The organism is Streptomyces sp. WAC 04229, assembly GCF_003947455.1.
Classification (GTDB): Bacteria; Actinomycetota; Actinomycetes; order Streptomycetales; family Streptomycetaceae; genus Streptomyces.
Map to the genome: position 1 here is coordinate 1 of NZ_QHJH01000441.1, position 467 is coordinate 467.

General features: G+C 67.7%; 1 pseudogene. It reads left to right on the plus strand.

Features of this window, described 5'->3' with window-relative positions:
• Window positions 1–467: pseudogene (locus tag DMH12_RS38770) on the plus strand (alpha-amylase family glycosyl hydrolase); the annotation flags it as partial.

Here is a 467-nt window from a genome sequence, read left to right on the forward strand (position 1 = left end):
GGGGCATCTTCCTGCGCAACCACGACGAGCTGACCCTGGAAATGGTCACCGACGAAGAGCGCGACTACATGTACGCGGAGTACGCCAAGGACCCGCGGATGCGCGCCAACATCGGCATCCGGCGGCGCCTGGCCCCGCTGCTGGACAACGACAGCAACCAGATCGAGCTGTTCACCGCGCTGCTGCTCTCCCTGCCCGGCTCGCCGATCCTGTACTACGGCGACGAGATCGGCATGGGCGACAACATCTGGCTCGGCGACCGCGACGCGGTGCGCACCCCGATGCAGTGGACGCCGGACCGCAACGCGGGCTTCTCGTCGTCCGACCCGGGGCGGCTGTTCCTGCCGACGATCATGGACCCGGTCTACGGCTACCAGGTGACGAACGTCGAGGCGTCCATGGCCTCGCCCTCGTCGCTGCTGCACTGGACCCGGCGCATGATCGAGATCCGCAAGCAGAACCCGGCC